Origin of the sequence: Pseudomonas oryzae (assembly GCF_900104805.1) — a bacterium.
GTDB classification, from domain to species: domain Bacteria; phylum Pseudomonadota; class Gammaproteobacteria; order Pseudomonadales; family Pseudomonadaceae; genus Geopseudomonas; species Geopseudomonas oryzae.
In genome coordinates, this window is record NZ_LT629751.1 from 1,888,010 (window position 1) to 1,912,175 (window position 24,166).

The 24,166-nt window shown below is 65.1% G+C and carries 17 protein-coding genes; 4 read left to right on the forward strand and 13 right to left on the reverse strand.

Annotated elements, in window-relative coordinates; translation table 11 throughout:
* Window positions 1–79: 79 nt before the first annotated feature.
* Window positions 80–316, forward strand: a complete 237-nt coding sequence (locus tag BLT78_RS08450) for a hypothetical protein (protein WP_090348548.1) — start codon at window positions 80–82, stop codon at window positions 314–316.
* Between the two features lie 516 nt (window positions 317–832).
* Window positions 833–3,136 carry an Ig-like domain-containing protein gene (locus BLT78_RS08455; protein ID WP_157719510.1) on the forward strand — a complete coding sequence of 768 codons (2,304 nt, stop codon included), beginning with the start codon at window positions 833–835 and terminating at the stop codon, window positions 3,134–3,136.
* A 116-nt stretch (window positions 3,137–3,252) separates the two neighbouring features.
* Here BLT78_RS08455 and BLT78_RS08460 read toward each other — a convergent pair whose 3' ends face one another.
* Entirely contained in the window at window positions 3,253–6,273 is a 3,021-nt protein-coding gene (locus BLT78_RS08460) for a DUF7507 domain-containing protein (protein WP_157719511.1), read from the reverse strand.
* A 908-nt stretch (window positions 6,274–7,181) separates the two neighbouring features.
* On the opposite strand from BLT78_RS08460, the gene BLT78_RS08465 reads away from it, so the two are divergent.
* Window positions 7,182–9,446 carry an Ig-like domain-containing protein gene (locus BLT78_RS08465; RefSeq protein WP_090348551.1) on the forward strand — a complete coding sequence of 755 codons (2,265 nt, stop codon included), beginning with the start codon at window positions 7,182–7,184 and terminating at the stop codon, window positions 9,444–9,446.
* 86 nt (window positions 9,447–9,532) lie between these two features.
* Here BLT78_RS08465 and BLT78_RS08470 read toward each other — a convergent pair whose 3' ends face one another.
* The 12 genes from BLT78_RS08470 to gspE all read right to left on the reverse strand — a co-directional run bounded on the left by BLT78_RS08470 (window position 9,533) and on the right by gspE (window position 23,171).
* Complete coding sequence (locus BLT78_RS08470) at window positions 9,533–11,806, reverse strand: hypothetical protein (RefSeq protein WP_157719512.1); 2,274 nt, start codon at window positions 11,804–11,806, stop codon at window positions 9,533–9,535.
* An 872-nt stretch (window positions 11,807–12,678) separates the two neighbouring features.
* Window positions 12,679–14,883 (reverse strand): type II secretion system secretin GspD, encoded by a 2,205-nt coding sequence (gspD, locus tag BLT78_RS08475; protein ID WP_197673156.1) that lies wholly within the window; start codon window positions 14,881–14,883, stop codon window positions 12,679–12,681.
* A gap of 19 nt (window positions 14,884–14,902) precedes the next feature.
* Window positions 14,903–15,481 carry a hypothetical protein gene (locus BLT78_RS08480; RefSeq protein ID WP_157719513.1) on the reverse strand — a complete coding sequence of 193 codons (579 nt, stop codon included), beginning with the start codon at window positions 15,479–15,481 and terminating at the stop codon, window positions 14,903–14,905.
* A complete protein-coding gene (gene gspM, locus BLT78_RS08485) occupies window positions 15,478–16,071 on the reverse strand; it encodes a type II secretion system protein GspM (protein ID WP_090348555.1) in 594 nt (197 codons plus the stop codon). Before gspM ends, BLT78_RS08480 begins: the two co-directional genes overlap by 4 nt.
* Window positions 16,068–17,234, reverse strand: a complete 1,167-nt coding sequence (locus BLT78_RS08490) for a PilN domain-containing protein (protein ID WP_090348556.1) — start codon at window positions 17,232–17,234, stop codon at window positions 16,068–16,070. The genes gspM and BLT78_RS08490 overlap by 4 nt, the downstream gene beginning before the upstream one ends.
* Window positions 17,235–17,275: 41 nt before the next feature.
* Window positions 17,276–18,172 (reverse strand): type II secretion system minor pseudopilin, encoded by an 897-nt coding sequence (locus BLT78_RS08495; RefSeq protein ID WP_090348557.1) that lies wholly within the window; start codon window positions 18,170–18,172, stop codon window positions 17,276–17,278.
* Window positions 18,150–18,812, reverse strand: coding sequence for a prepilin-type N-terminal cleavage/methylation domain-containing protein (locus BLT78_RS08500; protein ID WP_090348558.1), 663 nt, complete (start codon window positions 18,810–18,812; stop codon window positions 18,150–18,152). The genes BLT78_RS08495 and BLT78_RS08500 overlap by 23 nt, the downstream gene beginning before the upstream one ends.
* Entirely contained in the window at window positions 18,809–19,201 is a 393-nt protein-coding gene (locus tag BLT78_RS08505) for a type IV pilus modification PilV family protein (RefSeq protein ID WP_090348559.1), read from the reverse strand. Before BLT78_RS08505 ends, BLT78_RS08500 begins: the two co-directional genes overlap by 4 nt.
* A complete protein-coding gene (locus tag BLT78_RS21580; protein ID WP_090348560.1) occupies window positions 19,194–19,775 on the reverse strand; it encodes a GspH/FimT family pseudopilin in 582 nt (193 codons plus the stop codon). Before BLT78_RS21580 ends, BLT78_RS08505 begins: the two co-directional genes overlap by 8 nt.
* Window positions 19,756–20,211, reverse strand: a complete 456-nt coding sequence (gspG, locus tag BLT78_RS08515; protein ID WP_408003098.1) for a type II secretion system major pseudopilin GspG — start codon at window positions 20,209–20,211, stop codon at window positions 19,756–19,758. Before gspG ends, BLT78_RS21580 begins: the two co-directional genes overlap by 20 nt.
* 10 nt (window positions 20,212–20,221) lie before the next feature.
* Window positions 20,222–21,442 carry a type II secretion system F family protein gene (locus BLT78_RS08520; protein WP_090348562.1) on the reverse strand — a complete coding sequence of 407 codons (1,221 nt, stop codon included), beginning with the start codon at window positions 21,440–21,442 and terminating at the stop codon, window positions 20,222–20,224.
* A gap of 1 nt (window position 21,443) precedes the next feature.
* Window positions 21,444–23,171, reverse strand: coding sequence for a type II secretion system ATPase GspE (gspE, locus tag BLT78_RS08525; protein ID WP_090348563.1), 1,728 nt, complete (start codon window positions 23,169–23,171; stop codon window positions 21,444–21,446).
* Window positions 23,172–23,352: 181 nt separating this feature from the next.
* Here gspE and BLT78_RS08530 point away from each other — a divergent pair, with 181 nt between their 5' ends.
* Entirely contained in the window at window positions 23,353–24,153 is an 801-nt protein-coding gene (locus BLT78_RS08530) for a TraX family protein (protein ID WP_157719514.1), read from the forward strand.
* The last annotated feature ends 13 nt before the right edge of the window (window positions 24,154–24,166 follow it).

Genomic DNA, 24,166 nt, shown 5'->3' on the forward strand with positions numbered 1-24,166 from the left:
AAATTCCTTGCCGATCAGCGACATGGATCTTTGGCGCGAGATTTGCTGCTATTCCATACGCACAGGAGGAATGGCAACCATGCTCGAGCCAGACCCAGACCTGTTCCGCGTCATGGCGCCAGTCGACAGCGGACGCAGCAGCACAGCCCACGGGCCGGAGACCGGTCAGACAGGCTTCCCGTTGTTCAGCGACGCGCCCTTCGTCGTCTGGTACCACCAGCACCGCAAGTCCCGTAGCCAGGGTCATATCCACCCCACCTGCCTGCCACCGATCCGTCTGTGGGACGAAGCCGAGGATCACGACCGCAAGTCTTGACCCGAAATCGACATCCCGCCCTGCCCACCGCCTGTTTGCGATAAGTGGTCATCATCGACACGCTGCGACCGCCTGTCAGCGCCCCGCTCTAACTCGTAGCCTTTCGGATCGCTCCGGAAAAGTTCCAGATCATTTCTTGATCAAAAACCACATTCCTTATGCCGGCTCTGTATAAAAAACGAGCAACTCGCGTGCTAGATTTCGCCCGCTTAACGCATGTACCAAGAATTGAACAGTGAGTGCATGTGGCGATTTACAGGAAATTCCCCGTTGCACAAGCAACGAACAGGGAGGTTGCGGGGCTGCTCGCTGGCGTTACAGCCATGCGGTCACGAGGGCTTTAACCGGGTAAGCACACCGACCCGATTTACCGATACCGACAGGCAGAAAGATTCCTCGCCGTGGCATTCCCCGGCCCCGCACTTCGACATCCCCCGGATGCCGCACCGCCAAGGGAGCAGTCTCCTCAGGGAGCGCCGTGCAGAGGATCTTTCTGACTGAATTCAGGAGAGATTCGTGCGCGTTTTCCGGCCCCGTTCCGTAACGTTCCTCGCCCTCGTGGCCCTCATCGGCAGCCTGACGCCGAACCTGCTGCTGGCCGACACCAGCCACACCCACGGCAGCGAGCAGAGGGCCGTCACACCCGCCGCCCGTCAATCCGCCAGCACCCGCACCGAAGAACTGGTGAGCCTGGTCAAGCGCTTGAAGAGCGCCGATGCCAGCCAGCGCGGCGCCTTGCGCTCGCAACTGCAGGCCAAGGTCGAGCAACGCCGCAGCCTGCTCGAGGAGCTGATCCAGACCCAGCCGTCCGAAGTGCTGCGCGTGGCCATTCCGGAGGACAAGCAGAAAGGCATGCCGCCCGAGGTGATCGCCCGTCTGGAGCAGCGTCTGGATCTGGAAGGAGAACTGGAAGTCTTCTACGAGGATTACGATGACGGCTCGCACAAGCTGCGCCATCTCATCAAGACCAGCTTCGGCGAACGCTTCGAGCTGCACTTCGCCGAGTCGCGCCGCGAGTGGCGCAGCGGCCTGAAGGTGCGCGCCCAGGGCTGGATGCTCGAGCGCCGCGGTAGCCAAAGCATCCAGGGCGACATCGCCCTGACCGACGATGACAACGGTCTGATGCTGGCCGATGGCGGCACCACCACCGCTACCACCCTCGCCGACATGCCCAATACCAAGGGCGCGCAGCGCACCCTGGCGATCCTGGTCAATTTCCAGGACGCGCCGAACGTCAAGCCCTGGACCGCCAGCGAAGCCAACAGCCTGATCTTCGGCAGCGTCAGCGACTTCTTCAAGGAAAACTCCAGCCAGCAGACCTGGCTGACCGGCAACGTCGCCGGCTGGTACACCATTCCGGTCAGCAGCACCTCGTGCGACGGCTTCACCATCCAGAACTATGCCAAGTCGTCGGCCCAGGCCAACGGCTTCGTACTCAGCAACTATGATCGCTTCCTGTTCATCTTCCCGCAGAACAGTGGGTGTAGTTACAGCGGCATGGGCCAGGTCGGCGCCTTCCCGTCCAGCGCCTGGATCCACAACAGCATGACCCTGCGCACCATCGGTCACGAGATGGGCCATAACCTCGGCCTGTACCACGCCCATGCCCGCGATTGCGGCAACACCACCCTGGGCAGCAGCTGCACCAGCCAGGATTACGGCGACACCGTCGACATCATGGGCTACAACGGCACTGTCGGGCACTTCAACGGCTTCAACAAGGAGCGTCTGGGCTGGCTGGCCAGCGGCAACATCATCAATGTCGCCAGCAGCGGCAGCTTCTACATCAAGCCGAACAGTGTCGCGACCAGCAGTGCCAAGGTACTGAAAATTCCCAATGGCACCGACTCCAGCGGCGCAGCCAGCTACTACTACGTCGAGTACCGCCAGCCGGTCGGCTTCGACGCCAAGATCACCGAGCGCGGGGTGATCGACACCACCAACATGTTCAACGGCGTGACTATTCGCCAGGCGAGCCCGAGCAACGGCAACAGCGGCTACCTGCTGGACATGACCGCCGGCAGTGACTTCATCGATATGAAGGACGCAGCCCTGACCGGCGGGCGCAACTTCACCGACAACGGCATCAGCATCACCACCCAGTCGACCGACTCCAGCCAGGCGCTGGTCACCGTCGATCTCGGCGCCTCCTCCGGCAGCGGCCAGACCTGCACCCGCAGCGCGCCGACGGTCAGCCTCAGCCCTGGCCAGAGCAGCTGGCTGACTGCCGGAAGCAGCTACACCTACACCGTATCGGTGACCAACAAGGACAGCAGCGGTTGCGCCAGCAGCAGCTTCAGCCTCGCTGCCAGCAAGCCGAGCGGCTGGAGCGCCAGCCTCGGCAGCGCCAGCCTGAGCCTGGCTCCGGGTGCCAGCGCCAGCACCACGCTGAAGGTCACCTCGCCGATCACCGCCACCGACGGCTTCTACACCATCGGCGCCAGCGCCACAGCCAACGCCCTGACCGGCAGCGGTAGTGCCAGCTTCGTGGTGGACAACCCGACCACCGCGACCAACCAGCCGCCCAAGGCAGTGAACGACAGCTCGCTGCTGAGCAGCGTCACTACGGTCAACGTCCCGGTACTGTCCAACGACAGCGACCCGGAAGGCGACAAGCTGAGCATCGTGTCCTTCACCCAGGGCAGCAAGGGCAGCGTCAGCCTCAACAGCGACGGCACCCTGCGCTACAGCCCGGCCAAGTCGTTCAAGTCCGGCGACCAGTTCAGCTATACCATCAGCGATGGTAAGAACAGCGCCAGCGCCACCGTGAGTGTCAGCCTGAACGTCACCACCACCGCCAGCAAAGGCAACGGTCGCTAAAAGCAACGAAGCGAAGCCACAAAAACCAAGCCACAAAAAAGGCGCAGGGTCACACCCTGCGCCTTTTGTCTTTCATCCGGGCCTGGCGCCATCCCTGGCGCCAGACGCTTCACTGCTCAGAACGAGTTGTCGTTCGGCAGATCGCAACCCAGGTTGTTGTAGCCATCCAGCGTCGAAGCCAGCGCCAGGATGGTGCCACGGTCCTTGGTGGCCAGAGCCGCGTTGACCTGCGTGATCACTTCCGAGGTCGTCAGCGGGAAGTCCACATCAGGATGGCCGGCGTTGAGCAGCGAGGCCACTGCAGCGCGCAGGAGAATCTGCGCAGCACCGACCAGGTTGGTGCCGCCCGGATAGCCCAGTGCTTCCATCAGGGTATCGTCGCCCAGTTGGTTGTTCAGCACGCCACTCGGCAGGCTGAAGACCGAACCGACCAGCTGGTTCGGGCTGTAGCCTACCCAGCTACCGGGGCTGTTCTTCCAGAAGCCGGGAGTGCAACCCTCGAACTCCGGCGGCGGCGGCGGCACATCGCAGGTAGCGCTGGCGGTGGCCGTGAAGGAGCCAGTCTCAAGGGCCCCGTTGGCGTTGGCTTCCACAGTGTTGGTCCAGGTACCGGTACCCGGGCTGTAGCTGCCGTTGTAGTTGGCGGAAGCTCCCGGAGCCAGATCGCCAAGGTTGAAGGTCTGGTCATCCAGCGGATCAGCCGGAGTACCGTTGTCGTCCACCACAGTCACACCCAGCAGGGCCACGTTGCCGGTGTTGCTCACCGTACCGTTGAACAGGATCGGCTGATCGTGGGCCATGGCGTCGGTGCACTGCTTGGTCACTGCGATCGACGGATTCAGGTCTGCGGCGCAACTGGCCGTTTCGGTATCCGACACAGCCTGGCTGGTCAGCATATCCACACCCGTTGCCGTCACCACATCCGTGGAGCTGGCACTGCTGCTGCTGAAGTTGCCGTTGAAGGGCAGCGAAGCACCGACCCCCAGGGTGGCATTGCTGATCAATGTCACGTCATCGCCGGAGTTGCCCGGGGTGCCGTTGTCGTCCACCACATTGACGTTCTGCAGCACTACATTACCGGTGTTGGTTACCGAACCAATGAACAGCACGTCGATAGCCGTACCGGCGCTATTGACGGTAGCCGTGCACTGCTTGCTCACCAGGATGGCCGGGTTCACATCGGCGGCGCAGGTGGCCGTCTCAGTGTCCGACACGACATCGCCGGTCAAGGCATCGGAAGCCGTAGCCGAAACCACATCCGTCGAGCTGGAGCCACTGCCACTGAAGTTGCCGCTGAAGGGCAACGAAGCCCCCACAGCCAGGGTGGCATTGTCGATCAGCGTCACGTCATCACCGGTGTTGCCCGGGGTGCCGTTGTCGTCGATCACGGTGACGTTGTTGAGGATCACGTTACCGTTGTTGGTCACCGAGCCGGTGAAGCTCACATCGATGCCGTCACCGCTGCTGTTCACGGTAGCCGTGCACTGCTTGGCCAGCAGGATGGACGGATTGGTATCCGCCAGGCAGGTGGCTTCGGCAGTGTCGCTCACTTCGACATCGGTCAGCACATCGGTACCGCTGGCCACCACATGGTCAGTGGAGGTGTTGCTGCCGGTTACCCCGAAGCCGCCGTTGTAGGGCATGGAAGCCCCGGCGTTGAGAGTGACCGGGCCAAGCACCGTCACATCGTCGCCCGGATCAGCCGTACCGTTGTCATCGACCACGGTGACGTTTTCCAGAGCCACGTTGCCGGTGTTGGTCACGGTGCCGTTGAACAGCACGTCGACGCCCGAGCCATCTTCCTTGAGGGTCGCGGAGCAGAACTTGTCGACTGTGATGGCCGGGCTGACCGTCGGCGAGCATGTGGCATCGGCGGTGGCCTCAACCGTGGCGGTGCCGCGCGAACCCGTGGCGGTTACCTGATCGGTGGCCGGAATCGCCGTGGTCTCGTAGCTGCCGCTGTACGGCTGGGTCTCACCCGGTTGCAGCGTGGCCGGTCCGAAGACCACCTGGTCGTCGCCGGTGTCGCCCGGGGTACCCATGTCGTCGGTCACAGTGACGTTGTTCAGCGCCAGACCGCCGTCGTTGGTGACCTCGCCGCTGAAGTTGACCACGACGCTGTTGCCGCCGTCCTGATCGTTCACCTCAGCTTCGCAAGTCTTGGTCACGGCGATGCTGCACAGGTCGAAATTGCCCAGCACGAAGTCCTTCAGCTGTGCGGTTTCCGAACGCGACGAACGGGTTTCAGCCAGGAAACTGCTGAAACACGGGGTTGCACCACCCAGCAGCCGGGTCACGTTGATGCCGCCCTCGAAGAAGCTCTCCTTGGGCAGGTCCGAAGCTGGACCGCTCTTCGGCGTGTAGTCCCAGGCCGGCTCATTGGTCAGGTTGTTGACGTTGGTGATGGCGCAGGCCAGCTTGTTGCCGGCGCCATCGCACTTGGCGTTGGTAGAGCTGTAAATCTCGTCGAGGTTGTCGGCCACGTTGTCGTTATCCGCGTCCGCCGGATCCCACTCGTAGACCTTGATTTCCGGCTGGGCGTTGGCGCCCTGGGGATACTCCACCAGGACCAGCAGGTCGCCCCGCTGATCGCCGTCACGCGCGGTATGCACGCCCTGGAAGGTGCCGTTTGGCCCCAGTCCCACATCGTCCTGGAAGAACCAGAAGCCGGCGAAGGCGTCGCCGTTGTTGGCATAACGGTCGAGACCGAAGTAGATGATCAGGTCACCGGCCTGATGTACGACCTGGCCGTTGTGGCTGACGTTGTTGGGGTTGATGTAGCCGGCAGCGTAGGCATTGGTGATGTCGTCCTTGTCCGGCACGTTGCCGTTGGTATGGCGCCACTCGCTGACGTCGTTGATGTCCTTCGAACCACCCTGGGTGTAGATGGTCAGCGGTGCCGGGTCAGCCAGGATGCCGGTCGAGGCGGCCGGAGTTCCCAAGTTGGTGCCCGTAAAAATGGAACCCCAGTCGTCACCAGGAGTGCCGCCAACATCCACCGTGTTGCCGTCCAGCTCAAACAACCCCGGAGGGTTGCCATCCACGGCGAACACTCCGGCCGCCGTCACTATTCCCGCTACCACGGCCGCGCTGAGCAGGCTTCGAGGTAGCGTGCGCAGGAACTTGTGCGTGTGCATCGCATCTTTCCTCCCTCCCGGCCAGCTCCTTGCCAGCGGAAGTCGCAGCAACCCCGTCGCAACTGGACCTGGTTATCCCTTACCCGCCAACTACTGTGCAGCGTCGGGGCACGTTTGCCATCGGTTCCCGCTCTCAGATGCACCACGTGTTTCGCACCACCGAGCAGCGACCGAAACCGGAGGTCCGCAAACCCCCTCGCACCCCTATATTCAATTATCGGGCCATGTCATTAAGCGCTTGATTAATCTGAACTATTTTGTCGCGACGAGGTCGATTGCTAGTTTCGGGGGGTGTGCGCCGGTCATGGCAGCGCTTTCCTGTCCCAGCCCTGAAACAGATCGCGGGGCTTGGCGGCCGGAAATCGGGCCGGAACCCAGTGAACATGCGGTCCGGCGGCCCGGGGGGCATCGAGTGCGCTTGTTCATTCGATGTAACAAAAGGTTGCCAAAGCTGTATCGCACGACCATTGGTCGACTAACAGCAAAGTGCCATCACCCCATCCCCAAGCGCGGAACCGCCCTGGGACGGGCATTCCATGCGGCTATTGGGCCATGGGCTGGATATAGCGTCTTGCTTATGACCGAACTGTATAAAAAACAGTCAACCGCCGTGGTACCGTCTCGCCCGATTTACAGGCTTATCAGAAACTGAACAGTCAGGTTCAGAGCCGAAACAGGACCATCGCTGATGCTGTACGCGCCAGTAGACAGGGAGTACTCCGCAGGCTGAGCGCCATTGCGCCGGCAACTGTTTCTGCGGGCATTCGCCGGCGTTGCGGCGGCCATCAGCCACAACGCCCAACGCCGAAAGCACCTCCCTCCTCTCCAGGCCGATAGCGACGGACAGGCATGCGCATGCCTGCGGTTGCCGGGCAGAGGGCTTTCGCTGGATTTCAAGCGAGGACTTCATGCTGCACTTCTTCGCGTCGGCCGTGCGCCGCGCCCCCCTTACCCTGGGCCTGCTGTTCGGCGGCCTGAGCATCCTTTCGGCCCCCCACGCCAGCGGCGCCGAAATCAGCGAGCGCCAGCAGGCCGCCGCACTGACCCAGCAGCTGCTGCAACTGCAGAAGCGCCTGGACCACGCCGCCAGCGCCGAACGCCCGCAACTGCTGCAGCAACTCCAGCAGCAGGCCGCTCGCCGGCAGAGCCTGCTCGCCGAACTGGCCGAGCGCGACCCGGCCTCCGCCCTGCGCGCCAGCCTGCCCGAGCGCGTGCAAAGCAACCTGGCCCGCGAGGTGCTGGCCCAGGTGGAGCGCCCGCTGAAGGTGGAAGGCACCCTGGAGGTGTACTACGAGGACTACCCCGACGGCAGCAATCGCCTGCGCCACTTCCTCAACACGCCCTTCGGCGAGCGCTTCGAGGTGAGCTTCGCCAAGGACGCCCCCCCCTACGGCAACGGCAAGCGGGTAAGCCTGGATGGCGTGTTGTTCGACCAGCCGGAAGCCTGCCGCAACGACGTGCTCGCCCTGGAGGACGGCGACAGCAATGTGGTGTGGCTGGACAACGCCGGCACCAATACCACCCTCAGCGGCGACATCGCCCCGGCCGTCGAGTACAGCCTCGGCGAACAGAGGACGCTGATGATCATGGTCAACTTCAGCGACAAGCCGGAGCAGCCTTGGACCATGACTGAAGCGCGGGGCATGTTCGACACCCTGGATGCCTATATCCGTGAGAACTCGGCCGGACGCACCTGGCTGAGTGGAGAAGTGGCCGGCTGGTACACCATTGCCCAGAGCAGCACCGTATGCGACTCCTACACCCTGCGCAATCAGGCTCAGGATGCCGCCAAGCGAAACGGGTACACCCTCGCCAACTACGATCGTCTGCTCTACATATTCCCGAAGAACGCCTGCGGCTACGTCGGCTCCGGCTCGGTGGGAGGCAAGCCGACCGATACCTTCATCAATGGCCTGTTCGACCTGCACAACCTGGCCCATGAGTTCGGCCACAACCTCGGCCTCGACCACGCCCGCGCCCTTGAATGCGGGACCAGCACCCTGGGCAGCAGTTGCTCGAGCATCGTCTACGGCGACAGCATGGACGTGCTGGGCAAGAACAACGGCAGCGAAGGCCACTACAACCCCTTCAACAAGGAGCGCCTGGGCTGGCTGAAAAGCAGCGAGGTGGTGACCGTCGGCAGTTCAGGGCGCTTCGACCTGCTGCCCTACGCCAACCTTACCGCCAGCGGCGTACGCGTGCTCAAGGTGGCCAAGCCGGACGACCCGAACAACTGGTACTACCTGGGCTTCCACCAGCCGGTCGGCTTCGAAGCCCGGTTGCTCGACGGCAGCACGGTCAACGTCGCCAACGTCACCAACGGCGTGGTAGTGCACCGGGCCGGCGGCAACAGCTACAGCGAACTGCTGGACATGACTCCCGGTACCGGCGGCTCGGTGAGCGACTGGCTTGACCCGGCCCTGGAGCAAGGTAGCTCGTTCAGCGACAGCAGCGCCGGTGTGACCCTCACCACCAGTTGGGTGGACGCGCAGAAGGCGCAGGTCGACGTGCAGTTCGGCGGCAGCGCCAGTTGCGTGCAGAGCGCCCCGAGCGTGCAGGTCGGCGCGCCTGTCACCCAATGGGGCAGCGCCGGGCAGACCCTCACCTACCAGGTACAGTTGACCAACAACGACAGCGGCGCCTGCAGCGGCCGCAGCTTCGAACTGCAGGCCAGCCAGCCGAGCGGCTGGAGCAAGCAGTTCGCCAGCGCCAGCCTCAGCCCGGCTCCCGGGCAGACCGCTACCACCAGTCTGGCGGTCACCTCGGCCAGCAGTGCCGCCGCGGATTATTACGACCTCAGCGTGAACACCAGCCAGGCGCCGGCCAGCAGTGCCACGTTGACCTATGTGGTAGAAACCGCGGCCGGCAACAGCGCCCCCGTGGCGATGGACGACCAAGTCGTCCTGACCAGCATCGCCCCAGCGACCATCGCAGCACTGGCCAACGACAGCGACCCGGACGGCGACTCGCTGAATATCGTGGCCTTCACCCAGGGCAGCAAGGGCACAGTCAAGCTCAACAGCGATGGCAGTCTGACCTGGAGTCCGGCCAAGGGCTTCAAGTCCAGCGACCAGTTCAGCTATACGGTCAGCGACGGGCAGATCACCGCCAGCGCCACCGTCTACCTGAGCCTGCAAAGCACCAGCGGCGGTGGCAGCAAGGGCAATCGCTAAAGTGGATGAGCACAAGAAAAAGGCGATGGGGATTTCTCCCCATCGCCTTGGTCCTTGTGGCGGATCAGTCGATCCGAACTACTACATCACTGGGCCGACGGCGGGCACAGCGGGCAGTCGGCATCGTCGCTATCCGAGGCGGTCGCTCCGCTGAAGGCGCCGGTGGCGCTCACGCTGGCGGTATCCGGGAAGCTCAGGTCGGTGAGCGGCCCGCTGATCTCGGTGGGCGAGGACGGGAAGTAGTATCCCTCGATCTCCACCGGGGTTCCTCCTGCCGGCAGGGTAAACGGGGTTGCCTGGTCGAAGACCACGGCCGGATCGTCGGTGAGCGAGGTCACCGTCAGATCCTCATCGCCAGTGTTGCTCACCGTCACCGTGACCTTGGTTTTCACCACCAGCTTGCCATTCTCCGGAACGAGGACGACTTCGTCGCACTCCTTCTGGATATCGATGTCACGGGTGAAGGTGTCGTCGCAGGTTGCGCCATCCGAGTGTTCGGCGCTATCCAGCACCGTCGTACCGGACAGTACATCGCCCTCAGCGGTCACCGTATCGCTGTGGTTCAGGGTCACGGTCACTTTGCCGTTGTCGTCCGGATCGGAGACGCTCGGATCCAGGTTCGCATAGGCTACCGACACCGTCTTGCTGAAGGTTTCCTTCGCTCCGACGGCCAAAGTGGTCGGGAAGGTCAGCGAGCCGAAATCACTGTCCACCACGGTCACGTTGCTCAGCGGCACGTCGCCGGTATTCTCCACCGAGCCGGAGATGGTCACCTCGGCCGAGTCGCCATTGAGGAAGGCCACAGTGCAATCCTTGATTACTTCCAGCGCCGGGTTGACGTTGAAGGAGCATTCCGCATCGTCGCTATCGTCGACGACCACCAGCTCCAGGTCCGGATCCTCGTTGGGCCCGGGAACGTCCTCTACCTCCTGGAAGGCCAGAGCCATCACTTCGTCGGTCATGGTGAAGCTGGACGGCAGACTATTTACGCTGTAGCTACCCTCGAAGCGCACCGTCGTATTGGGCGGCAACGGGAAGTAAGCACTGCCGTCAGCCTGCAACACCAGTCCGGTAACGGGACCATCATCGGCACAGCCTGCGGCATTGGTATCGATGCACACGTCATCGATGCTGGCGCCAGTCTGGTCGTCCTTCAGATAGGCGATGTAACCCGAGCCGCCGGTGTTTTCCAAGGTGCCGAAGAAGTTCACATCGACGCCATCGCCATTGTCGTTCAGGTCGGCCGTGCAGTCCTTGGCTACCTCGATGCCGCAAACCGGGAAGGCCCCGAATACATAGTCCTTCAACTGGGCAGTCTGCGAGGAGGAGGAACGGGTCTCGGCCAGGAAGCTGGCGAAGCACGGGGTGCTCCCCAGCAGCTTGGTCACGTTGATGCCGCCCTCGAAGAAGCTCTCCAACGGCAGATCCGTAGCCGGACCACTCTTGGGTGTATAGGGCCAGGCAGGAGTGTTGGTCTGAGTGGTGACATTGGTGATTGCGCAAGCCAGCTTGTCACCGGTGCCATCACACTTGGCGCTGGTTTCGGTGATCACCAGATCCAGCGGGCTCTGCAGGTTCTTCGGTGGTTTCGCCGACTCATTGGGATCCCAGTTCACGTCGCCGTCCACGTCGTTCGGGTCCCACTGGTAAACCTTGATGATCGGCTGAGCATTGGCGCCCTGCGGATACTCGACGATTACGAACATGTCTCCGGGGAGAAATTCGGGCTCTCCAGGCTGGCCAAAGTCCGGATTATCGCGCATCTCCACATGGTTGCCGGTGAAATTACCGCTGCCCTGAGTATTTGGCGTGGTCTGACCTATATCACCCTGGAAGAACCAGAAACCGGCGAAGGCATCGCCATCGTTGGCAAAGCGGTCCAAGCCGAAGTAGACGATCAGGTCGCCCTGCTCATGAATGGGGTTGCCGACCGCACCCGGGGCGGAGCACAGCACCGGAGCGCCCAGATTATTCAGGCACACGTCTGCCGCAACATTGTAGGCCGCCGCGTAGGCGTTGGTGATGTCGTTCTTGTCGGGCGTCGAGCCAAGGGAATATCCCCAGTTGGGGACGTCATAGACGTCCTTCGACCCGCCCTGGAAGAACACAGTGTCGCCCGCCCCGGAATCGGGGACGATTCCAGTGAAGGCGAACGAGTTGGCGCCAGTATTGGCCCCACCGGCCCAAAGATCTTCCCAGTCGTCACCGGGCGTTCCCTGACCTACGGTATTGCCCTCCAGCTCGAACAACCCCGGAGGGTTGCCATCGACGGCGTATACCGGCACCGATGTGGCCGTCGATGCCGCAATCACAGCGCCGAGCAGACAGCTCGGCAACTTCTTGAACAATGGACTACGCATATCGCTGCTCCCGCACCAGGTTCCGAATCCCGCGGAGGTCTGGTGCTCTCAGCCACCCGCCCCTCGTGAGCGGTAACCCCGGCGGCAGCGGGTGTTGGCCCGGATACCGGCTGGACGGCTGTGGATCTGTGCGGTTATATCGGGGTCGCGACCTGTTTTTCAGGTTTCACGCTACGGTCTGGCCCACTTTCCGGAGGACGGCTCTCTCTCCTCGGCACCAGCTATATCAAGCTCCGTGCCACCCAAAGCAGAGCATTGTTTTACAAGGATTTTTCTTCGATCGCCCGGGGAATGTGCCGCCACAAGCGATGGCCCGATGCAATTACTGTTGCGGCAATGAAACAGCTAGGGAGCCCCCACCGACAGGGATAGGCTCCCGCAACCAGCAAATTGGGGCTTTTGCCGCGCAAGACGCTGTTTTCCGGCCCGTACAGGAGGATTAACAGTGTTTCCGATGGCTGTTACAGAAGATTGCGCGCAGGCCATGCCGCCTGTAGCCGCAGGCGCTACAACCAAATCTGCTTGATGCCCGTCCTCGGGACTATCTGGCCGGAAAACGCTTTGCCGGGCAGCACGCCGCCCGCCAGGAAAGCCAGGGCAGCGCTCCAAGCTGCAGATATGAGACGGAGGCATTACGGTATGGGGCGGTAACGCGTAGGAGCGGCGCTGGTCCAGCACCGAGGCTAAGATGTCCCAGTGCGGCCCGCCCGCACAGATCCCTCTGGTGAGCCGCGCATCGTGGCAGCCCCGTCAGAACTGAAAATGGGCGTTGCTCGCGCAGCGCCCATTTCGGTGACAGAGCGAAAGCCTCCGGTTTCGACCGGGGGCGCAGCCATGGGAAGCGCCGCGAGAAGGCGGCGCAGTCGCGATAATTACAGCTGCCGCCCCTGCTCCAGCCACAGATCGTTCGGCAGGGTCACATCCTTGAGCTTGTTGCGGTATTCGCGGGTAACCTCGCGGGCCTCGCTGAGCTTGGTGACCGCCGTCGGGGTGAGCATCACCACCAGTTCGGTACGGCTCTGCTGCTTGCCCTGACTACCGAACAGCCAGCCCAGCACCGGTATGTGGCGCAGGTAGGGCAGGCCCTCGCTGGCGCGGCCCTCTCCCTCCTTGATCAGCCCGCCGAGCACCAGGGTCTCGCCGCTCTGGATGGCCACGTTGGTGGCGATGCGCCGCTGGTTGATGGTTGGCGAGTCGATGCCGGAAGTCTGGGTGTCGCTGACGTCGTTGACTTCCTGGGTGATCTCCAGGGTGATCATGCCGCCGGCGTTCACCCGCGGCGTCACCTCCAGCAGCACGCCGGTATCGCGGTACTGGATGGTGCTGGTGACCAGCGCCGAGGTGTCGTCCGGCTCGTCGATGATGCCGCTGGTGTTGGTGGTTTCCGAGGTGCGGATCGGCACCTGGTCACCGACGCGGATCGAGGCGGTGCGGTTGTCCAGCACCATCAGGGTCGGCGACGACACTACGTTGAGCTTGGAGTCCGAAGCCAGCAGGTCTAGCAGGACCCGTGCCTCGCCGCCCTCGAAGAGGGTGAAGGAACCGGTCGGAGTCAGGGTGGATGGAGTCTCCAGGGGCACTCCCGGCCCCAGTACACCACGCAGGGTCTTGCTGCCGATGGAACTCTTGAAGAACCACTGCAGACCGTAACGCAGCTCGTCCTCCAGGGTGACCTCGACAATGGTGGCCTCGACCAGCACCTGCAGCGGCAGGATGTCGACCTTCTGGATCGCCTTGAGCACCTTTTCGTAATCGCCGGGCGTGGCCATGATCAGCAGGGCATTGTTCTCGTCGTCGGCGATGATGCTGACCTCGCCGACGGCCAGGCTGGCCCCTTCGCCGCCGGGGGTGACCAGCACCGGCTCGCGCCCGACGGGGGCTTCGCCCTCTCGCGGCTGCGGCTCCGTCCCGCTGGTGGTCGCCAGAGGAGGTGGAGCATTGGTGTCCATGCTGTTGGCGTTCTTCTCGCCTTCGGTCTTCGGCTTGGCCTTGCCCTCGAACAGCTGGGTGAGGATCTCGGCCATGTTCTCGGCCTTGCCGTTCTGCACGTAGTAGACGTACATGCTCGGTCCCTGGCCGCCTTCGGCACGGTCCAGGCGCTCGATCCAGCTGCGGGCGTCGTCCAGGTACTTGGCTTGCGGGGTGATCACCAGCAGGGCGTTGAGCCGCTCGATGGGCAGGAAGCGCACCATCCCCGCCAGGGGGCCTCCGGAAGCATCGCCGAAGATGGCTTCCAGCTCCTTGAGCACCACGCCGGCTTCCACCGACTGCAGGCGGAACAGGCCGACCGACATGCCGCGCAGCTGGTCGACGTCGAACAGCTGCACGGTTTCGCGGATGTTGTTCAGCTCCTCCTGGGTACCGGCGACCATCAGCAGGTTGCGGCGCTCGTCGATGTTCATCACGCCCTTGGCCGGCTTGAGCGGTTCGAGAATCTTCATCAGCTCGGCGGCCGAGATGTAGCGCAGCGGAATGACCAGCAACTGGTAGCCGCGCATCTGCGCGGTATTCAGCCGCGGCACCAACCCCGCCGAGGGCGCGGCCTCGATCGGTACTATCTCGTAGAAGTTCTGCGAGCGGACCAGCGCCGCACCGTTGACCTGCAGCAGGGTCTCCAGGGTCGGCAGCAGCGCTTCGCGGGTCAGCGGGCGACTGGTCTGCAGGCTGACGGTGCCGCCGACGTTCTTGTCCAGCACGTAGTTGAGGCCGAGGATCTCGCCCATGATGACCTTGACCACCTCGGCAATCTCGGTCTGCTGGAAGTTGAGGGTGATGTCGCCCTCCTCCTCGCGCGGCTCGGCAGCGCCGGCGGCAAGGTTGACCACGCTGCCGGTGCCCCGGTAGATCTCGGCCCGGGGGCCGAAGTCGGGCGTTTCGATGGGCTCGGACGTGTCCTGGCGCAACATCAGCGGCTTGTCATCGGATGCTGGCCGGGGCGCCGCCGCTGCTCCGTAGGGCTCGGACTTCTTGCCCCATGGGTTGTCCAGCGTGGCCCGGTCTCCTCCCGGAATCGCCGAGCAGGAAGCCAGCGCCATGTAGCCAGTGAACAGCAAGGGCCAGCCGAATCGTCTGAGCATCATCATATCCATTCTCCTTTTATCCCCTGCGGGCCGGCTCGATGACGGCCGTCCGGCCCTTCGGCGGCGACATGCTGGATGGCGCCTCCGGCGCGGCCGGCTTGCCCGGCTTCTCCCCCGCCGCTGGCGCGGTGGCCGGCTTGCCGGTCTTTTCCGGTGTCCCCGTGGCCGACTGCGGTTCGCGCAGGAGCAGTTCGACCTCGGTGCCGTTGTTGCCGAGCCAGACCCGGTCACGCTCGATACGCTGCAGGCGCCACTCGTCGGCGAGGACCATGCCCACTTCCAGCTGCAGGAGTTTCTCGCCCTGGCGCTGGCTGAAGATGGCCAGTTGCTGGCTGTTCTCCAGCACGATACCGCTCAGGCGCCAGGCCTCGCGCAACTGCTGGGCATCGAGGTTCTCCGTCGGCGCTTCGAGCAACGCCGGCGGGCGGCGGGTGTTGCTGAACAGCGGCCGCTCGATCATCGGGGCGAACACGCTGAAGTCCGGGCGTGGCGGTGGCGCCTGCGGAGCATCCTCGGCGCGGGCCGGTAGCCACAGGAGCAGCAGGAGCAGCCCCGCCAGCCAGCCGGTCATGCCTGAGCGTGCCTGGCGACTCATGGCGTCCCCCCCGCGGCGATGAAGCCCTTGAGATCGAAGGTGACGTCCAGCGACGGTACTGCCTTGAGGTCCTCGGCGCGGCGGAAACGCTGCATGTCCACGCGCGGATTGCTCAGCACCACCACGTTCTCCACCAGTAGCAGCGGCTCGTGCCAGGCCAGGGCATACAGCAGGCGAACCATCTGGTCGGTTTCGCCGCGCATGTGCACCTTGAGCCCCACCGAAGGAACCGGCGCACCGCCATCGCTGGTGGTGACGATCTGGGTGCTGACCAGTTGTGCCCCCGTCTCGCCGACCAGCCGGCCGACCAGTTGCTGCAGCTCGGCCCCGGCCAGTGCCGGCCGGCTCTCGGCAAGCAACAGACGGCTCAGCGGATTTTCGCGCTTGAGTTCGGCCAGGCGCTCTTCCTGGGCCGGTAATTCGGCGATCAGCCGCTGGTACACCGCCAGACGCTGCTCCAGATCGTCGATCTGCTCCTGTCCGCTGCGGAACTGGCCGAGCAGCGGGCCGACCACCACCCCGAGGAGGAGGAACACCAGCGCCACGAGAATCGCGACCGCCAGCAACTGGCGCAGGCGCAGGGGCATCATGGCGTCTCCTCCGTCGCTTCGACCTGCGGAGACTCCTGGGCGTCGGCAGTGGCGACCTTGCGCTCGGCCATCAGGCTGAAGCGGTCCTTCTGGGTGCGCGGGTTGCTGGTGATCGGCGAGGCGAAGCTGACGTTCTGCAGGGTTTGCGACCGTTCGAACAGCGCGATCAGTGCCGAGGCCTCGGCGGACTCGCCTTCCATCCGTACACGATTGCCGCTCAACTCGAAGCGGCTGAGCCAGGTGGTGTCCGGCAACAGGTTGGTCAGCTCGTCGAGGGTCAGCAGGATCGCCGGGGCCCTGGCCTGCTGCTCGCGCAGATATCCGCTGCCGGCTTCCAGGGTCTTGAGTTCGTCGCGCACCCTGGCGGCCCGTTCGGCGGCCGCCTTGGGCTTCTCGAGCTCCTCGGTCAGGCGACCGATCTCGCGCTGCTGTTCGAGCAGCGGAAAGGCCACCAGCAGCCCCAGCATCACCACCACCGCCACGCCCTGCAGGCGGCGGTCGGTACGCCAGCCGCGCCGCCGCTCGCGCTTGTGGCTGCCCGGCAGCAGGTTGATGCCGTTGCCGCTCCAATCGTCCTCGCCTCCAGCCAGACTGGCCAGCGCCGGATGCACCCCCAGTTCGTCCAGACGTCGCAGCAGACCGTCCAGGTAGTCGCGCAATACCACCAGCAGCTCGACCTGCAGGCGCTGGTGCGCGCGATCGCGCTCGATGACCCGGTAGCCGAAATAGACTTGCTCGCTGCTGAACGGCGTATGGCGGTCCATCTCGAAGCGCAGGACGTTATCCAGGCCGGCCTCGGTCGCCGAAGGCAAGCTGACGACCTTGCGCAGCACCTTGGCCGGGGGCAGCAACAATACGACCTTGTCAGCCTTGGGCGCGCGCGCCATCAGCGGTTCGGTGACGAACGACGGCCACTCGCCGCCGTCATTCACCTGGGCGCTGGCCACCGTCTCGATCTGGTTGAAGTTGCCGTAGCCGATACGGCACTGCTCGTCGTCCATGGCGATGCACAGCAGGGTGCCGCGCTGGTAGAATCGTTGCCGCCAACGCGGCGGGATCAGGCCGATCAGCTCCGCGCTCCACCATTGCCAGAAACGCTCCGCCAAACCGCCCAGCGTCCCGGCCAGCTCGCCCAGCCTCTCCAGCTGCAAGCGGTTGTTCATGGACTCCCCCTTCCCGAAAGGATTGCGACCACGACCGGCACTCACTCCGGCGCAGAGCTGTCGAGGACCTCCAGTCCCTGTCCCCCGCCCCGCAAATGAACCAGAAGCTGTTGCCTGATCTGAACAGTCGGACTCACCGTTGTCCGGGTAACGATAGAGTAGTTCACGCCCGGAGCATTAGGAGACAGAAAGCGCGAATCCACGCCACCCAGCATCGGCGGCCGTTCGCCACTCTCGTAGTTGCGCCGGCGTTCCTCGATGAAGCGCTCGATGCCGCCGGGGTCGACGCCCGGCAGGGCCAGCAGCACCTCGCGCGGTGCCACCAGCGGATTGATCTCGGCCTTGTTGGAATCGATGGTCAGCGCCGGGCGCACCTTGCGGTACAGCTCCTCGCTCATGCCCAGCACCTTGCGCAGCTCCTTGACCTCCTCGAATGGCGAGTTGCCCGGCCCTATGAGGCCGGCGGCCTCGTACTCCTCCTCTTCGGCGCCCAGGGGCGTGCGCACCCCGTCATCGTCACGCCAGTCGACGATGGCCGCCGCCAGCGCCTCGGCCACCTTGCGGTCCTCGCCCACCGACTCGAACAGCCCCTGCAGCAGCGGCGTCTCAGCCTCATTGAGATCGATCTTGCCCTGTTCGTCGAACAGCGCCACTTCGACTGCGATGCCATCCAGCTCCAGCGTCCGAGTGCTGCCATCGGCCAACCAGCCGGCGGTGTTGGCCTGCATCAGGCTCCAGGCGCCCCAGTTGATCCCGGCCTCGGCGACGTGCCGGGCGGCGGCGGCCTGGCGCAGGTTGCCCGCCAGCCGCAGCTCGGTGCGGCTGCCGGTGGACAGGTTGAGCACCAGCATGGACAGCAGCACCAGCAGCCAGAGCACGCTGACCAGCGCGACCCCGGCGCTACGCCGCGAACGCTCATTTCCCGCTGAGCACGGCATAGGCCATGTTCCTCGGTGCCACCACCAGTTCCGCCAGCGCACCCTGCTTGCGTCGCGCCGGGGTGATGCGGATCAGCGCCGGCAGGCTCTGGCGTTGGCGCCACTCCCGCTGCCACTCGACGCCACCCTCGGACAGTTGCTCCAGGTAGGCGAAACGCAGGGCGCGCGGCTGGTCCTCGAGGAGCACCTTTTCCTCGCCATCCTTCTCCAGGCTGTCGATCAGCAGGCCCCAGTCCATCTCGCTCATTTCCAGCATCGGCATGTAGCGCATCAGCAGCTGCCAGCTCTGCCCCCCGGTCGAGAGCTGCTTGTCCTGCAGCAGTTGCACCCAGTAGAGCTGCTCGCTGTCGTCCAGCGCCGACAGTTGGGCGACGAAGATCAGCCCCTGCTCGTCGCCCCGGAAAGCGACCTGCTCCACATCCTCCTCGTCGCGCACGCTGGCGACTTCCGGGCTCTCCAGCAGGCGACACAGCAGGGACTGCGCCAGAGAGCTGCTCTCCATCTCGCGCTGGCGCTGGTCAGTCGCGTGCCAGGCGCCCATCGCCACCTGCAGGCCGCCGTAGGCCAGCAGCGACACCAGGGTTGCCAGGCTCATGGCGATCAGCAGCTCGATCAGGGTGAATCCCGCCACGCGCTTCATCGCTGCTCCCGCATCAGACGGATGGTGCTCAGGCTGACCTGCTCGTTCGGCTGCCGCCCCCAGCTGACGGTGACCCTGACCAGCCAGGGCGTGACGCTGTAGTTCTGGCCGGCCTCCTGATTCTCGAACTGATAGCGCTCCACCTCGCTCTGCCAGCGGTAGCGGCCGCTGAGCCGTCCCTCGTCCTTGCCGCGGCTGTCCCAGCGCAGTTGGGCGAGCACTTCCACCAGCTTGGACTCGGCCAGCTGCAGGGCGACCTGATGCTGCTCGGCGGTGTCCAGGGAGCGGATCGATTGCGAGACGATGCGCATCAGCGCCCCCATGCTCAGGGTGAGGATAAGGAAGGCGACCAGCACCTCCAGCAGGGTGAAGCCACGCTGGCTACGCACTGAATCCCTCCCCGGTGCCGAGCTTCCTGCGCTCGCGCTCCTTCTCCCGGGCCCGTTCGATCCTCTCCCGCTCCTCCTTGAGGCGTTCCTGCTCCTCCTCGGTGCTGCGCTCCACCCGCCCGCTCAGCCAGTCGACCACGATGACCCGGCTTTGCCCCTCCTTGGCCTCGGCGGACTCGCCTTTGAGCTTGATGGTGATGCTGCCACCGGACGAATCGCCACGGGGGTAGAACAGGATCTGCGCACCGCCATCCGCACCGCCGCCATTGGGGCCCCCTTCCATGCTCACCGCCAGCCCCTCGGGAAGGACGTAGGGGGCGTTGCGGTAGCTGAGCCGCAGGCCGCCGGTATCGGCATCCGTGCTGATGCTCACCTGCGCGCCGGAGAGAATCGCCTGACTGCGCGCATGCCGCAGCATGGCCGCCAGGGTGCGCGTTTCGGCCTCCAGCCCGACCCCCGGCAGCATGCGCTGGAACGCCGGGCCGACCAGGCTGACCGCCAGGCCGGCGATCACCAGGACCACCAGCAACTCCATCAGGGTGAAGCCGCGGGCCTCACTCCCAGCTGCGCACATCGCGATTTTCCCCGTCGCCGCCTTCGCGGTTGTCCGCGCCCAGGCTCCAGAGATCGAAATCGCCGTACTGGCCGGGCGAGCGGTACTGGTAGTCGTTGCCCCACGGGTCCTTGCGGATCACGCTCTTCTTCAGGTACGGACCGTTCCAGTTGTCGGCGTTGCGCGGCTTGGTGATCAGCGCATCCAGGCCTTGTTCGCTGCTGGGGTAGCTGCCCAGCTCGAGGCGATAGAGATCGAGCGCCGAACTCAGCTCCTGGATCTGCAACTGGGCGGCCTTGGTCTTCGAACCGGCCAGCTGCTTGAACACCTGGGGACCGACCAGGCTGGCCATCAGCCCGAGGATCACCAGCACGACGAGGATTTCCAGCAGGGTGAAGCCCCTGCCGCGCCGCACCGGGCGGCTGTTGCGGAACGCGCTTGCAGTGTGCATTTCCATATCTCCTGCTTCAGATCGGTAGTTCGGTGATGCTCATGATCGCCACCAGCACCGAGAGGATGATCCCCGCGATCAATACCCCCAGGCCGACGATCAGCAGCGGCTCCAGCACCGCCAGCAGGCGCTGGATGGCGTTCTCCACTTCGCGGTCGTAGGTATCGGCGACCTTCATCAGCATCTCGTCGAGATGCCCGGTTTCCTCGCCCACCTGGATCATCTGCATCGCCAGCGAGGGAAACATCCCGCTGGCCAATAGCGGCGGCGCCAGCTGGCGGCCCTGCTTGAGGCCTTCGGCGGCGATACCGACCTGCTCGGCCAGCAACTGGTTGCCGATGGTCTGGCGGGCGATGCTCAGCCCCTGCAACAGGGCCACTCCGCCGGTCAGCAGCGAACCCAGGCTGCGGGCGAAGCGCGCGGTCTCGACCCGCTGCAGCAGCCCTCCCACCAGCGGCAGGCGCAGTTGCAGGCGGTCCCACTTCTTGCGGTACTCCGGCTGGCGCAGCAGTTGGCGCCACGCCACGCCGGCGCCGAGCAGCGCCAGCAGCAGCCAGGGGCCGAAGGTGCGAATCCCTTCCGCAGCGCCGATGACGATCTGGGTGGACAGTGGCAGGCTGGCGCCCATGTCGTCGAACAGCTGGCGGAACTGCGGGATCACGTAGACCAGGATGATCAGCAGCGAGGTCACCGAGACGCCGAGCAGGATCACCGGGTAGATCAGCGCCGAGACCAGGCGGTCGTGCAGCGTCTTGCTGCGCTCCATGTAATAGGCCAGGTTGGCCAGTCCCTCGGCGAGGTTTCCGGAAACCTCCGAGGCCTGGATCATGCTGATATAGAAGCCGGAGAACAGATCCGGGCGCTCGCCCATCACCCTCGAGAGGCTGGTACCGCGGCGCACGCCTTCCTGGATCGGCGCGATCAGCTGCTGCATCTGCTGGTCCGGATTCACCCGCAACATGATGTCCAGCGAGCGGTCGAGGGCCACCCCGGAGTGCAGCAGCGAGGCAAGGTTCTGGGTGAAGTGCAGGACCAGCTTGCGGGTGCGCGTCTTGCCCAGCAGCTCGTTGACGTCGACCTGCAGCAGCGCCTGCCAGCCCTGGCGGGTAGCGATCTCGATGGGGATCAGCCCCTTGGCCCGCAGTTGCAGCAGCACGCTCTGCTCGTCATCGGCGTCCAGATACCCGGTCTGTACCTCACCATCGTCGCTCACCGCCCGATAATGAAAGCGCGTCATCTCAGCCCTCCTGGGTGACGCGGATCACTTCGTCGATGCTGGTGACGCCGTTGATCGCCTTCAGGCAGCCGTCCTCGTACATGGTCAGCATCCCCTCCTCGCGCGCGGCGCGCATCAGGGCGCCGGCGTCGGCGTGCTGGAGGATCAGGCGGCGGATGCCGTCGGTGACGGTCAGCACCTCGATGATGGCGATCCGCCCGTGGTAGCCGGTGCCATTGCACTCCGGGCAGCCCCTGGCCTTGTACAGGGTCACCGGCTTGCCGCCGGACAGCTGGTCGAGGCGCATCTCGCGGACCATCTCCGGCAGCGGCGTCCACGCCTCGCGGCAGTGCGGGCAGAGCTTGCGCACCAGGCGCTGGGCCAGCACGCCGTTCAGGGTGGAGGTCAGCAGGTAGTCCTCCACGCCCATCTCCATCAGGCGGGTCACGCTGCTCGGCGCGTCGTTGGTGTGCAGGGTGGACAGCACCATGTGGCCGGTCAGCGCCGACTGGATGCAGATGCGCGCGGTTTCCAGGTCGCGCATCTCGCCGACCATGATGATGTCCGGATCCTGGCGCACGATCGAGCGCAGGGCGCTGGCGAAGGTCAGGCCGATGCTCGGTTTGACCTGGATCTGGTTGACCCCCTCGAGCTGGTACTCCACCGGGTCTTCCACGGTGATCAGCTTGCTCTCGCTGGTGTTGAGCATGTTCAGCGCGGTGTACAGGGTGGTGGTCTTGCCGCTGCCGGTCGGGCCGGTCACCAGCAGCACGCCGTAGGGGATGCGCAGGATGCTCTGCAGGCGCTGGTAGGGCTGCTCGCTGAAGCCCAGGGCGGAAAAGTCGAGCACCACGCTCTCGCGGTTGAGCAGGCGCATCACCACGCTCTCGCCGTGCATGGTCGGCACGGTGGACACGCGGATGTCGAGGTCGTTGCCCTGCACGCGCATCTCGATGCGTCCATCCTGCGGCAGGCGGCGCTCGGCGATGTTGAGGCGCGCCATCAGCTTGATCCGTGAGATCACCGCCGCCGACAGGTTGACCGGCGGCGACTCGGTTTCCTGCAGCACGCCGTCGACCCGGTAGCGCACCTTGAGGCGGTTCTCGAAGGGTTCGACATGGATGTCCGAGGCGCGCATCTCCACCGCGCGCTGGATGACCAGGTTGACCAGGCGGATCACCGGCGCCTCGCTGGCCATGTCGCGCAGCTGCTCGACGTCGTCGCTGCTCTCCGCCTGGTCGGCCGAGCTGACCTTGGAGAGGATGTCGCCCATCTGGCTGCGGCCTTCGCCGTACAGCCGCTCGATGGCCGACTCGATCTCGCTGGCCAGCGCCACCCGCGACTCGACCCGGCAGCCGGCGGCCAGCGCCAGTGCGGAGATCACGTAGGCGTCCTGCGGATCGGCCAGCGCCACGCGCAACACGCCACCCTCCTGGGCCAGCGGCAAGGCGCGACACTCCTTGAGGAAGCGGTAGGACAGCCGCTCGGCCAGCAGCGGCTCGCCGGGGAACTCGCTGGCCGGCACCAGCGGCAGGCCCAGGGACGTGGACAACAGGCGGGCGATGTCCTGCTCGGACACCAGCCCCATGCGCATCAGCAGGGTCTGCTGCGAGCAGGGCTCGGTCTGCGCCGCCTGCATGCGCAGCAGGCGCTGGTATTCCGCGTCCGTCAGCTTGCCGGCCTGCAGCAGCTCGCGGCCCAGATCCACCTGCGCGGCACTCGCCGAGTCGATGACTGCCGAAGCGACCATCCGTCCCCCCTTCCCCATCCGGCGTCCAGCGGCGGGCCACCTGGCCCGCTGGAATGCCGAATCCAAGCGGTCTGGAAAAACTATAGACGCTCCGTTCGAGGACGACCGGGTTTGCCGCCGACCGGAGCAGCCGCCGATAATGACCGCCCTCGCCCCGCGCGATGGCCGCCACAGGACCTCCATGATCGAACCACCGAAGCACTCCACCCCGGCTGCTGCCCATGTCTTGCCCGGCGCGGCTGCCCGCAGCCAGTCGCGCGAGCGTGGTCTCGACCTGGTCAAGTGGCTGGCGCTGGTCAGCATGGCCATCGACCATCTGCGCTTCGTGTTGCCCGGCCATCCGCTGCTGGGCTGGAGCTTCGTCCCCGGCCGGCTGGCCTTCCCGCTGTTCTGCCTGGCGCTGGCCGCCAACCTGGCACGCAGCCGGCCCGGCGTGTTCGGCCGCTCGGAACAGCGCCACATCGGTTGGCTGCTGCTGTTCGCCGTGCTCAGCGAGCCGGCCCACGACCTGATGCTGGGCAACGCCGCCAAGTTCAACATCCTGGTCAGCCTGGCCATCGGCTGGGGCATCGCCTGGGGCTGCAGCGCCCTGCAGCGCGGGCCGCTGCTGCTCGCCGGCCTGCTCGCCGCCGGCGCCGCCTGGCAGCACGCCAGCCTGACCTACGGGATGCTCGGCGTGCTGCTGCCGAGCCTGTGCCTGCTCGCCCTGCAGCGCGGCGGCCCGTGGCCGGCGCTGGCCACGCTGACGGTGCTGCTGGCCAATCTCACGCCGCGCCTGTCCACCGCCCTGCTCTCCGGGCAGCTGCGCGACTGGCTGATCGCCTTCGCCTGCCTCGGTGCCCTGCCGCTGGGCCTGTGGCTGCTGCGCACGCCACTGCCCGCCGGCCTGCCGGTCTCGGCGGTCGGTCGCTGGGCCTACTTCTTCTATCCGCTGCACATGCTGGCGATCGCCGCGGCCGCCGCGCTGCTGCGCATCTCCTGAGGCACATTGAGGG

What these genes read in the sequence shown, in the direction of transcription:
- BLT78_RS08450 (WP_090348548.1), top strand. Translation starts at nt 80, where the DNA reads ATGCTCGAGCCAGACCCAGACCTGTTCCGCGTCATGGCGCCAGTCGAC.
- BLT78_RS08460 (WP_157719511.1), bottom strand. Translation starts at nt 6,273, where the DNA reads ATGCACACGCACAAGTTCCTGCGCACGCTACCTCGAAGCCTGCTCAGC.
- BLT78_RS08465 (WP_090348551.1), top strand. Translation starts at nt 7,182, where the DNA reads ATGCTGCACTTCTTCGCGTCGGCCGTGCGCCGCGCCCCCCTTACCCTG.
- BLT78_RS08470 (WP_157719512.1), bottom strand. Translation starts at nt 11,806, where the DNA reads ATGCGTAGTCCATTGTTCAAGAAGTTGCCGAGCTGTCTGCTCGGCGCT.
- gspD (WP_197673156.1), bottom strand. Translation starts at nt 14,883, where the DNA reads ATGCTCAGACGATTCGGCTGGCCCTTGCTGTTCACTGGCTACATGGCG.
- BLT78_RS08480 (WP_157719513.1), bottom strand. Translation starts at nt 15,481, where the DNA reads ATGAGTCGCCAGGCACGCTCAGGCATGACCGGCTGGCTGGCGGGGCTG.
- gspM (WP_090348555.1), bottom strand. Translation starts at nt 16,071, where the DNA reads ATGATGCCCCTGCGCCTGCGCCAGTTGCTGGCGGTCGCGATTCTCGTG.
- BLT78_RS08490 (WP_090348556.1), bottom strand. Translation starts at nt 17,234, where the DNA reads ATGAACAACCGCTTGCAGCTGGAGAGGCTGGGCGAGCTGGCCGGGACG.
- BLT78_RS08495 (WP_090348557.1), bottom strand. Translation starts at nt 18,172, where the DNA reads ATGCCGTGCTCAGCGGGAAATGAGCGTTCGCGGCGTAGCGCCGGGGTC.
- BLT78_RS08500 (WP_090348558.1), bottom strand. Translation starts at nt 18,812, where the DNA reads ATGAAGCGCGTGGCGGGATTCACCCTGATCGAGCTGCTGATCGCCATG.
- BLT78_RS21580 (WP_090348560.1), bottom strand. Translation starts at nt 19,775, where the DNA reads ATGTGCGCAGCTGGGAGTGAGGCCCGCGGCTTCACCCTGATGGAGTTG.
- gspG (WP_408003098.1), bottom strand. Translation starts at nt 20,211, where the DNA reads ATGGAAATGCACACTGCAAGCGCGTTCCGCAACAGCCGCCCGGTGCGG.
- BLT78_RS08520 (WP_090348562.1), bottom strand. Translation starts at nt 21,442, where the DNA reads ATGACGCGCTTTCATTATCGGGCGGTGAGCGACGATGGTGAGGTACAG.
- gspE (WP_090348563.1), bottom strand. Translation starts at nt 23,171, where the DNA reads ATGGTCGCTTCGGCAGTCATCGACTCGGCGAGTGCCGCGCAGGTGGAT.
- BLT78_RS08530 (WP_157719514.1), top strand. Translation starts at nt 23,353, where the DNA reads ATGATCGAACCACCGAAGCACTCCACCCCGGCTGCTGCCCATGTCTTG.